The 10,657-nt window shown below is 63.2% G+C and carries 9 protein-coding genes; 5 read left to right on the top strand and 4 right to left on the bottom strand.

Annotation, left to right across the window (positions count from 1 at the left end):
- Nucleotides 1-134 precede the first annotated feature (134 nt).
- Complete coding sequence (locus BVER_RS24305; RefSeq protein WP_050455459.1) at nucleotides 135-641, bottom strand: M48 metallopeptidase family protein; 507 nt, start codon at nucleotides 639-641, stop codon at nucleotides 135-137.
- Nucleotides 642-873: 232 nt separating this feature from the next.
- On the opposite strand from BVER_RS24305, the gene BVER_RS24300 reads away from it, so the two are divergent.
- The 3 genes from BVER_RS24300 to BVER_RS24290 all read left to right on the top strand — a co-directional run bounded on the left by BVER_RS24300 (nucleotide 874) and on the right by BVER_RS24290 (nucleotide 7,052).
- Nucleotides 874-1,386, top strand: a complete 513-nt coding sequence (locus tag BVER_RS24300) for a metal-dependent hydrolase (protein WP_050455456.1) — start codon at nucleotides 874-876, stop codon at nucleotides 1,384-1,386.
- Between the two features lie 46 nt (nucleotides 1,387-1,432).
- A complete protein-coding gene (locus BVER_RS24295) occupies nucleotides 1,433-1,930 on the top strand; it encodes an LEA/WHy family protein (protein ID WP_050455455.1) in 498 nt (165 codons plus the stop codon).
- 244 nt (nucleotides 1,931-2,174) lie between these two features.
- Nucleotides 2,175-7,052, top strand: a complete 4,878-nt coding sequence (locus BVER_RS24290) for an NAD-glutamate dehydrogenase (protein ID WP_050455454.1) — start codon at nucleotides 2,175-2,177, stop codon at nucleotides 7,050-7,052.
- Here the strand turns inward: BVER_RS24290 and BVER_RS24285 are convergent, their stop codons facing one another.
- On the bottom strand, nucleotides 7,053-7,262 hold the full coding sequence (locus BVER_RS24285; protein ID WP_050455458.1) for a hypothetical protein: 210 nt from the start codon (nucleotides 7,260-7,262) through the stop codon (nucleotides 7,053-7,055).
- 49 nt (nucleotides 7,263-7,311) lie between these two features.
- Between BVER_RS24285 and BVER_RS31865 the strand changes: the two genes are divergently transcribed.
- Together BVER_RS31865 and BVER_RS36345 are read left to right on the top strand one after the other, a co-directional pair.
- Nucleotides 7,312-7,662, top strand: coding sequence for a hypothetical protein (locus BVER_RS31865; RefSeq protein WP_157056202.1), 351 nt, complete (start codon nucleotides 7,312-7,314; stop codon nucleotides 7,660-7,662).
- A gap of 15 nt (nucleotides 7,663-7,677) precedes the next feature.
- Entirely contained in the window at nucleotides 7,678-9,531 is a 1,854-nt protein-coding gene (locus tag BVER_RS36345) for a response regulator (RefSeq protein ID WP_370444274.1), read from the top strand.
- Between the two features lie 21 nt (nucleotides 9,532-9,552).
- Here BVER_RS36345 and BVER_RS24275 read toward each other — a convergent pair whose 3' ends face one another.
- Both BVER_RS24275 and BVER_RS24270 read right to left on the bottom strand, forming a co-directional pair.
- Complete coding sequence (locus BVER_RS24275) at nucleotides 9,553-9,993, bottom strand: collagen-like protein (RefSeq protein ID WP_157056201.1); 441 nt, start codon at nucleotides 9,991-9,993, stop codon at nucleotides 9,553-9,555.
- Between the two features lie 129 nt (nucleotides 9,994-10,122).
- A complete protein-coding gene (locus tag BVER_RS24270) occupies nucleotides 10,123-10,452 on the bottom strand; it encodes a host attachment protein (RefSeq protein ID WP_050455452.1) in 330 nt (109 codons plus the stop codon).
- Nucleotides 10,453-10,657 lie beyond the last annotated feature (205 nt).

Raw genomic sequence — 10,657 nt, 5'->3', positions numbered from 1 at the left:
CATCGGCGAAGTTCCAAACTCCCAGGAAACCATTCAGATCAATATTGCTTCTGGGAGTTCTGGGAAACACGATCTTCCGGCGGCCCCTTGCCATCCTTGACTTCGACTAATTCTGAAGGGCCGACTAACTAACTTCAGGCAGGCGCCTGACGCTCCATATCCCGATGCGTGAGATACAACCGCAGATCGAATTCGATCTGATGGTAGCCAGGCTGCATCAACTCGCACAGACGATAAAACGCCTTGTTGTGATCGCTTTCCTTCAGATGCGCGAGTTCGTGCACGACGATCATGCGAAGAAATTCCGGCGCCGTGTCCCTGAACAGCGACGCGATGCGTATTTCCTTCTTCGCCTTCAACTTTCCGCCTTGCACGCGCGAGATTGCCGTATGCAATCCGAGGGCATGTCGCAGGACATCCAGCTTGCTGTCGTAGAACACTTTGTCGATCGCCGGTGCGACGCGCAGAAATTCGTTCTTTAAATCGGAGCAATACGTGTACAGCGCGCGGTCGGATTGCACCGCGTGTTTCTGCGGATAACGCGCGTCGAGATACGCGCCCAGTTGTTGCTGGGCGATCAGACGGCGCACCTTGTCCTGTAGCGCGATCGGATAGGCGCTCAGGTATTTCAGTTGTTGCATGACGGCGGAATTCATGGCGATGCTCGATGCATGAAGCGCGCGCGACATTGCGCACGCATCGATATAACGAACATTTTAGTCAACGCGAAGGCTCGGCGCGGTGCAGCGAGGTTTCCGCAAGCGCAATTCCGTAACCTTATGTATCCGCGCACGTCCATGCCTGGCGCGCCATGCGAACATGCGCGTCTTTTTGCGCGTGCATGTGATTGCATGCGCTACATGCAGAACTTTCATGGCATCGAACAAGGCTCATCACGCGACCGGATTCGCCGCCGCGATCATCGCCGCAGCGCTCGTCGGCGCGACCGGCACGGATTGGCTCGCGCGCGGACTGGCGTTCGTCGCGGCCATCGCGGGCGCAACCGCGCCGGATTATCTCGAAGTCGCGTGGTGGCGACGCAAGCATCGGCTGTGGATCACGCATCGCACGCTGACGCATTGGGGGACCGGATGGATCGCGTTGCTCGCGGTGTCGTGGCATTTTCTCGGCCGCCATCCGGGCGCGGCGTTCGCGTTCGGCTTCGCTTGCGGCGGCGTGATGCATCTGCTTGCCGACTGGCCCAATCCGCTCGGCGTGCCGTGGATCGTCTCGCGTCATTCGCTCAATCTGTGGACCAGCGGCCGCTGCGATCTGATCGTTGTGGCGGGCGCGTGGGCGGCCGCGCTCGCCGTCGCGGATGCGTACTGGTTTCATCATGCGTGCGGGGACATGCTGTTGCAGGCGTGGCGAACGCTGCGCGCCTGATCGCCTTTAAAATGGTTCATCGCCCATCAACTCACCGGATCCGCCGATGCCCACGCCCCACGCACTGAAGCGCCTCGTGTTCCTGCTCTGCGCCTGCATCGCGCTGTTCGCGCTCAATGGCTGCGCGGGTTTGTTCAATCGCGAGGATATGCGCGTGAACGTCGCGGGCATCGAGCCGCTCGAAGGGCAAGGACTGGAGATGCGCTTCGCCGTCAAGCTGCGTGTGCAAAACCCGAACGATGCGCCCATCGACTACGACGGCGTGGCGCTCGATCTCGACCTGAACGGCCGCGCCTTCGCGAGCGGCGTGAGCAGCGAACACGGCACCGTGCCGCGCTTCGGCGAAGCGGTGATTTCCGTGCCGGTGACGGTATCGGCGTGGTCGGTCGCACGTCAGGCGCTGGGCTACGCAAGCGGCGATGCGGTCAGCAAGGTCTCGTATGCCGTGCGCGGCCGGCTCGCGGGCGACATGTTCGACGGCGGGCGCTTCTCGGGCGAAGGCGTCATCGACTTTCCGGGCGGCGCGGGCGCGCTCGGCTCCTGACGCGCGTCGAATCGATGCAGCCGCTGCACGCGGCACGGCTCCTGCTGCAAGTTTCTCCCTGTCGCGCGAAGGTCATCGTCGAAGACTAAGGTTCTCCGATGCGATACGCGGCACGCGTCGCGCGATCCATGTGCGTTCGCACATGCGCGATGCGCGAATCGTGCGGGCGCGCGGCGCATAATCGTCAGGGCACGCTCCGGCCACCGGAGATTCACGGGGACTCATGCAGACTCGGAGGGACACCATGCTGGTCAAGAACGAAGCGCGGGTCGAACACCTCATCAACGATCTTCTGGACTTCGCGCGGGCGCGATTGCCGGAACCTTCGTTCAAGCTCGTCGAACCGTTGCTGCGTCATTACTACGATCAGGTCGATGTCGAGGATATCGCCAGCCGCGACGTGGCCGATCTCTACGGCGCGGCGATGGCGCACTGGCAGACCGCGCAGAAGTTTGCCGGCAAGCATGAAGTGCTGCGGGTCTACAACCCGAATCTGGAGCAGCACGGCTGGCATTCGGATCATACGGTGGTCGAGATAGTCAACGACGACATGCCTTTCCTCGTCGATTCGGTGTCGATGGAACTCAACCGCCTGGGCCTCGCGCTGCATTCGGTGATTCATCCGGTGTTCCGCGTGTGGCATGCGAAGAGCGGCGCGCACGCGGGCGAAATCGAGCGCATCGGGCAGGGCCACGAACAGGCGAGCGACGGCGCGTCCGAACTCGAATCGTTCATCCATTTCGAAGTCGATCGATGCAGCGAAGCGGAGCGCCTCGACGAAGTGCGCGTGAACATCGCGCGCGTGCTCGGCGATGTGCGCGCCGCCGTCGAGGACTGGCCGATGCTGCTCGAATCCGCGCGCGCGGCCATCGGCGAACTCAAGACGCGCGATACCACGCCCGACGGCATCGAGGCGCGCGCGTTTCTCGAATGGATGGTGAACGATCACTTCACCTTCCTCGGCTGCCGCGATTACGAACTGATCGAGCATGATGGCGCGCCCGCCTTGCGCGGCATCGCCGGTTCGGGCGCGGGCATTCTGCGCGAGAACCTGCGCCAGCCGTCCGCGAACGACATCACGCCGTTGCCGCCGGGCGCGGCCGCGATCATCGAAGGAGCGGCGCCGATCTTTCTCACCAAGGCGAACACGCGCGCGACGGTGCATCGGCCGGGCTATCTCGACTATGTGGGCGTGAAGCGCGTATCGCCGGATGGCAAGGTGATCGGCGAGCGGCGCTTTCTCGGGCTGTACACGTCGACGGCGTATCTCGTGCCGACCTCCGAGATTCCGCTGGTGCGGCGCAAGTGCGCGAACATCGTGCGGCGCGCGAGCTTCCTCGAAAAAGGCCATCTGCACAAGTCCCTGATCACCGTGCTCGAGCAGTATCCGCGCGACGAACTCTTTCAGGCCGATGAAGACGTGCTGTTCGATATCGCCATCGGTGTGCTGCGTTTGCAGGAGCATCAGCGCACGCGGCTGTTCGTGCGGCGCGATCAGTTCGACCGCTTCGTGTCGTGCCTCGTGTTCGTGCCGCGCGACAAGTTCAACACCGACTTGCGCCGCCGCATTTCGAAAGTGCTGATGGAGGCGTTCAACGGCAAGAGCATCGAATTCACACCGCTGTTGTCGGAGTCGCCGCTGGCGCGGATTCATATCGTCGTGCGCGCGGATCGCGGCGCGATGCCCGAAGTCGATACGCGCGAACTCGAAACGCGCGTCGTGCAGGTCGCGCGCCGCTGGCAGGACGATCTCGCCGATGCGCTTATCGACAGTCACGGCGAGGAGGCGGGCAATCGGCTGCTGCAGCGCTATGCCGATTCATTTCCGGCGGGATATCGCGAGGATTATCCGGCGCGCACGGCGGTGCGCGATATCGAACTGATCGAAAGCACGCACAAGCTGCCGGGCGGAATCGCGATGAGTCTGTATCGGCCGATCGAAGCGGGCATCGATACGCGCAAGCGCGCGTTCCGCTTCAAGGTCTATCGCGTCGGCGATCCGATCGCGTTGTCGCACAGTTTGCCGATGCTCGAACATCTCGGCGTGCGCGTCGATGAAGAGCGGCCGTATCTGATCGAGCCGACCGGCGCGCCGAACGCGTGGATTCACGATTTCGGCCTGGAATTGCAGGACGATGTGGAGTTCGACATCGATCACGTGAAGCCGCTGTTCGAGAACGCGTTCGCCAGCGTCTGGTCGGGCGAAACGGAAAACGACGACTTCAATCGCCTCGTGTTGCGGGCGCAGTTCGGCGCGCGCGACGTGACGATCATGCGCGCGTATGCGAAGTATCTGCGGCAAGTCGGTTCCACGTTCAGCGATGCGTATATCGAACGCGCGTTGACCGGTAATCCCGATATCGCGAAGAAGTTCGTGCAACTATTCATGGTGCGCTTCGATCCGGCGCGCGGCGGATCGCTGGAGGACCGCGAGAAGGCCGCCGAACGCGTGCTCGCCGATATCGAAACCGCGCTGGACAAGGTGCCGAATCTCGACGAGGACCGCATTCTGCGCCAGTTCCTCGGCGTGATCTGCGCGACAATGCGCACCAACCATTTCCGTCGCGACGAGCACGGACAGCCGCGTCCGTATCTGTCGTTCAAGCTCGATCCGTCGAAAGTGCCGGGCTTGCCCGAGCCGAAACCGATGTTCGAAATCTGGGTCTACGCGCCGCGCGTCGAAGGCGTGCATCTGCGCGGCGGACGCGTGGCGCGCGGCGGCTTGCGCTGGTCGGATCGTCGCGAGGATTTCCGCACCGAAGTGCTCGGCCTGATGAAAGCGCAGATGGTCAAGAACACGGTGATCGTGCCGGTCGGCTCGAAGGGCGGCTTCGTCGTGAAGAATCCGCCGCCCGTGACGGATCGCGAGGCGTTTCTCGCGGAAGGCGTCGCGTGCTATCAGATGTTCCTGCGCGGCCTGCTCGACGTCACCGACAACCGCACGCCCGATGGCATCGTGCCGCCGCCACAAGTCGTGCGTCACGATCCGGACGATCCGTATCTCGTCGTCGCCGCCGACAAGGGCACGGCCACCTTCTCCGACTACGCGAACGCCATTTCGCAGCAATACGGCTTCTGGCTCGACGATGCCTTCGCGTCCGGCGGCTCGGTCGGCTACGACCACAAGAAGATGGGCATTACCGCGCGCGGCGCGTGGGAATCGGTCAAGCGCCATTTCCGCGAGATGAACGTCGATACGCAGACGACCGATTTCAGCGTGGTCGGCATCGGCGATATGTCGGGCGACGTGTTCGGCAACGGCATGTTGTTGTCGCGTCATATCCGGCTGATCGCGGCGTTCGATCATCGTCATATCTTTCTCGATCCGTCGCCGGATACGGAGAAGAGTTTCGTCGAACGCGAGCGATTGTTCGCGCTGCTGCGTTCGAGCTGGGCCGATTACGATGCCTCGCTGATCTCGACCGGCGGCGGCGTGTATCCGCGCACCGCGAAGACCATTCCGATCTCGCCGCAAGTGCAGAGCGCGCTGGGCATCACTGCGTCGCTGCTCGCGCCGAACGATCTGATTCGCGCGATCCTGCTCGCCAAAGCCGATTTGCTCTACAACGGCGGCGTCGGCACTTATGTGAAATCAACCAACGAAACGCCGGCGCAAGTCGGCGACAAGACCAACGACGCGGTGCGCGTGAACGGCGCGGAACTGCGCGCGAAGGTCGTGGGCGAGGGCGGCAATCTCGGCTTCACGCAATTGGGGCGTATCGAGTTCGCGCAGCATGGCGGGCGCATCAATACCGATGCAATCGATAATTCCGCGGGCGTCGACTGTTCGGACCATGAGGTCAACATCAAGATTCTGCTCGGCCTCGTCGTCGCGGATGGCGAGATGACCGAGAAGCAGCGCAACGTGCTGCTCGCCGAAATGACCGATGAAGTTGGCCTGCTCGTGCTGAAGGACAACTACGCGCAGACGCAGGCGCTGTCCATCGCGAAACGCTATGTCGGCGATACGCTCGACGCCGAAGCGCGCATGATGCGTTTCCTCGAACGCATCGGACGATTGAAGCGGCGCATCGAGTTCCTGCCATCCGACGATGAAATTGCCGAGTGCGCGGCGAACAAGCAAGGTTTGACGTCGCCGGAACGCGCGGTGCTGCTCGCCTACGGCAAGATGTGGCTGTACGACGAACTGCTCGAATCCGACGTGCCGGAAGATGCGCTCGTCGCCGACATGCTGCCCGATTATTTTCCGAAGCCGCTGCAGGCGCGCTACGGCGAGACGATGCAGCGTCATCCGCTCAAGCGCGAAATCCTCGCCACGCATTTGACCAATGCGCTGGTGAATCGCACGGGCTGCACGTTCGTGCATCGTCTGATGGAAGAGACGGATGCGCGTCCGAGCGATATCGTGCGGGCGTCGCTGATGGCGCGCGACGTGTTCGATCTCGACGATCTCTGGCGCAGCATCGACGCGCTCGACAACCTCGTCGCCGACGAAGTGCAAGCGCGCATGTTCGTCGAAGTCGTGCGTCTGCTCGACGACACCGCGTTGTGGTTCCTGCGGCATCTCAAGCACAACGGCTCGGGTCTCGCCGAAGCGCGCGACGTGCTGGCGCGTTGCCGCGAAGCCGCGCATCGGCTCGCGCCGCAATTGCCCGCGCTGCTGCCGTCGACGCAACTCGATGCGTGGTATGCGCGCCGCCGCGAACTCGAAGACGCGGGCGTGGAAAGCAGCCTCGCGGCGCGCGTCGCGAGCGGCGAGATAGCGACAGCCGTGCTCGACAGCGCGGAAGTCGCGGCGTGTTCGGAGCGCAGTCTCGAACTGGTCGCGAGCGTGTATTTCGGCATCGGCACGGTGCTGGATTATCAGGGCATCACCGAACGCGCGATGGCGCTGCCCATTTCCACGCATTGGGACTTGCTGGCGCGCGCCGCCGCGCTGGAGGAATTCGCGCGCCTCAAGCGTGCCTTGACGGTGAGCGCGCTGGAACAATCGCGGGGCATCGATGCACCATATGTCATCGTCGAAAGCTGGCGCGCAAAGCACGAAACGGCGATCGAACGTTACACGCGTCTGCTTACGGAACTGCGCGCGAGCGGCGTCGCGAGTCTGTCGATGCTGCTGGTCGTCGTGCGCGAGATGGCCGCGCTGGAACGCGGCTGATCAGCGGCGCTTTTTGCGCCGGGTCGGCTTGGGCGGCGTCAGCGCCGCCGTCCAGAAGTCGACGACATCCTTCTGACTTCGCCGCACGGCGGTGTTCGCCTGACGTTTGGCGGCCGCCGTCGCGCGCGAACGCGCCGATCCGGCCACGGCGTTCGCACCCGACAGCCACATGCTGAGAAACGGGTTCTTCTTGGTCCAGAGATTCTTCATGAGATGACGGCTCGTGTGCGTCGCAATATCCGCACATGACGCACGCGGCATGCCCGGCGCGCCGATCGTCTCGCGCCGCGAAAATAAACCGCCGACGATTTCGTTCTACGGAACATTCCTTGCATCGAGCGTGGTATCGATCATCGCGGTATACGCAGGCGATTGTGTTCGTGCTATTGGTTTACAGGAGGTGCCGCGCCGCCTACCATTTCGATCGTTCGGCGTTGCCCGGCTTGAGGTCCAACGAACAGGCTTGCGGCGCGCTGACGAGTCCGGTCGGCAAAAAGAAAACATGGCAGAGGCTGGGACGATTTCTTCAGCGCAAACGCGCTTACGTCATTGTTCATGCGCTTCCATGAACATCATTCGCTTTCGTGCGCATCGCCGCGCGAGGGACTGACAGGAGCACGGGGTCATGGTCATCGTGCATGCCGCAGCGGCCGTCAGGGCTGCGTTGATCGGATTGACGTCCACGCCGTTCGGCCGTCGCAGACACGCGCATACGGCCAGCTATCCGGCTCTCACATCGAGCACCGCGCGCACGCACGCCGCTTCCTCGCGCGATGCCGACGATTCCATGCGCGATACGCTCGAACGCCTGCCGCTCGCGATGCTCGTCCTCACGCGCGACGGCCGCATCGACTTCGCCAACGCGAGCGCGGAACAACTCTTCGGCTATGCGCGACAGGAGTTGCGCGGGGCCTCGGCGGATACGATCATGCCGGGGCTGCGCACGTCGATTGCATCGGCCGATCGCGCCGATACGCTGTTCGCGCGCCGTAAGGACCGCACGCCTTTTCTCGCCGATGTCACGCTGCGCGCGATGCACGAGCGCGCCGCGCCGCTGATGCTCGCGGTCGTGATCGATCGCACGGAACGCGATGAATTGCGGCGCAATCGTCAGGAACTGGCGCATCTCACGCGTGTGTCGATGTTGGGCGAACTCGCGGCATCGCTCGGACATGAACTGAATCAGCCGCTGACCGCCATTTTGAGTAACGCGCAGGCCGCGCAGCGTTTCATGAATCGCGAGCCGGTCGATCTCGACGAGATGCGCGAGATTCTGTCCGATCTCGTCGCCGACACCAATCGCGCGAGCGAGATTCTGCGGCGCATCCGCGCGCTGGTGAAGAAGGGCGAACTCGAACTCGCGCCGCTGTCGATGGCTGGCGTGATTGGCGACGTCGCGCAACTCGTGCATAGCGATGCAATCCAGCGCGGCATTCGCGTCGTGCTCGATATCGATTCGCCTTTGCCGCTCGTGCGCAGCGACAAGGTGCAGTTGCAGCAGGTCGTGCTGAATCTGCTGCTCAACGCGTTCGACGCAATGGACGATCGCGAAGGCGAGCGCATCGTGACGATCGCCGCCGCGCGCGATGGCGAATCGCGCGTGCGTGTGTCCATGCGCGATCAGGGACACGGCCTGCCGGATGCGCTGGCCGATCAGCTTTTCAAGCCGTTCTGCACCTTCAAGCGCGATGGTCTCGGGCTGGGCCTGTCGATCAGCCGATCGATCGTCGATATGCACGGCGGACGCATCTGGGCCAGCAACAACGCGGATCGCGGCGCGACCTTCACCTTCACGTTGCCGACCGAAACCGTGCCGCCCGTCGTGCGCGCGCGACTCGCGATGAGCGCGCCCGACGCGCTGGTGTATGTCGTCGACGACGATTGCGGCGTGCGCCGAGCGTTGACGCGGCTGATCGTATCGGCGGGATATCGCGTGGAGAGTTTCGAATCCGCTCAGGCGTTTCTCGACGATGCGCGGCTGGAGAGCGCGCCCGCGTGTCTCATCCTCGACATGCAGTTGCCCGGTCTGAGCGGACTCGACTTGCAGCGCGCGCTGAACGCCAACAGCGAAACCTTGCCGATCATTTTCGTCACCGGTCACGGCGATATTCCGATGACCGTGAGCGCGATGAAAGCGGGCGCGACGGACTTTCTCGCCAAGCCGGTCAGCGACGCCGCGCTGCTGCGCGCGATCGAGACATCGCTCGAACGATCCGCGCGGGCGTGGGCGAGCCGCAGCGAGATCGACGCGATCCATCGACGGCTCGATCGCCTAACGCCGCGCGAACGCGAAGTGCTGGTGCTGGTCGTGAACGGCTGGCTGAACAAGCAGGTGGCGAGCGAACTCGGCACGGTCGAAAAGACCGTCAAGGTGCATCGCGCGCGGGTGATGGAGAAGATGGAGGCGCGTTCGCTCGCGGAACTCGTGCGGCTGTCGGATCGCGCGGGGATTTTCGCGGGCGCGGATCGGGCTGCTTGATCCGCGCTTCAACTGCTCTGCTTAGCGGTTGTAGCCGTTCGGGTTCGCTACGTCGCCGTGGTAGCGCTCGTAGGCTTGATGGCCGTTGTCGTGCTGCGAGGCATGGCCGTGCTTCGCGTGCGAGTCGCGATGGGCGTCGTCGTGATTCTCGTGGTTTTCTTCGCCGTGATGCTCGTGGCCTTCATGTCCTTCATGGCGGCCCTGATCGTGATGCTGCTCGTGGCCGTGCTGATCTCGCTCGTGATCGCGATCGCCTTGTGGTCCGCGCGGACCCGGCTGTTGCGGCTGAGCATGCGGCCCTTGTTGGCCGTAGTGTCCCGGCTGCCCATATTGACCCGCTTGCGGCGGCTGTCCCGGCTGACCAAACGGACCCGGCTGTCCCGGTTGGCCGTTATTCGAGTCGGCGAATGCGCTCGCCGACAGGCAAGCGATGAATGCAGCGGCGAAGAGCGTTTTCTTCATGAACGATCCTTGTCTGAACGCAGCAAGCCGACATGACTTGCGATGCTTCAGAAACGCCATTCGTCGCGCCCAGTTGACGCACGAAAAGCCGCTGCAAGGACTTATGACACTTCTTCTCAGATTCGCCGATCAACGCCGCTCGGCATGCTGGCGCAGACGCGTTGCGTCGTCGGTGGGTTCGTCGTAGACCAACTTGCGCGTTTCGCTGCTGAGCCGTTCGCGCAGCAGGCCGAGAAAGCTCGGATCGACCGCGAGTCGCAGCCGGTCGAAGCGATGCTCGATGCGGCTCTGTTCCAGAAAATCCGCAACGGTCCGGGCAAACGGCTCGCCCGATTCCGCCATGCGCGCGCCGGGATTTTTCAGGTCCGCCACCTGTTGCAGATCGAGTCGCAAGCCACGCGTCTCGAAGACCCGCGCGCGATGGGCGTCGGCGGCGAGAACCCAGGTGATGGCGGTCATGTCGCTCTCCTCTTGGCCTGCCCGTGCGCAGGGTCCCGACATTGTGCGCCTAAAAGCCGGCTTGAGGCTTCGTGAAAACGATACTGAGTCGGCCCTTCAGAATTAGTCGAAGTCAAGGGTGGCAAGGGGCCGCCGGAAGATCGTGTTTCCCAGAACTCCCAGAAGCAATATTGATCTGAATGGTTTCCTGGGAGTTTGGAACTTC

Source organism: Candidatus Burkholderia verschuerenii (genome assembly GCF_001189365.1).
In the GTDB taxonomy this organism is placed as follows: domain Bacteria; phylum Pseudomonadota; class Gammaproteobacteria; order Burkholderiales; family Burkholderiaceae; genus Caballeronia; species Caballeronia verschuerenii.
This window is presented reverse-complemented; position numbering and strand designations above follow the sequence as displayed.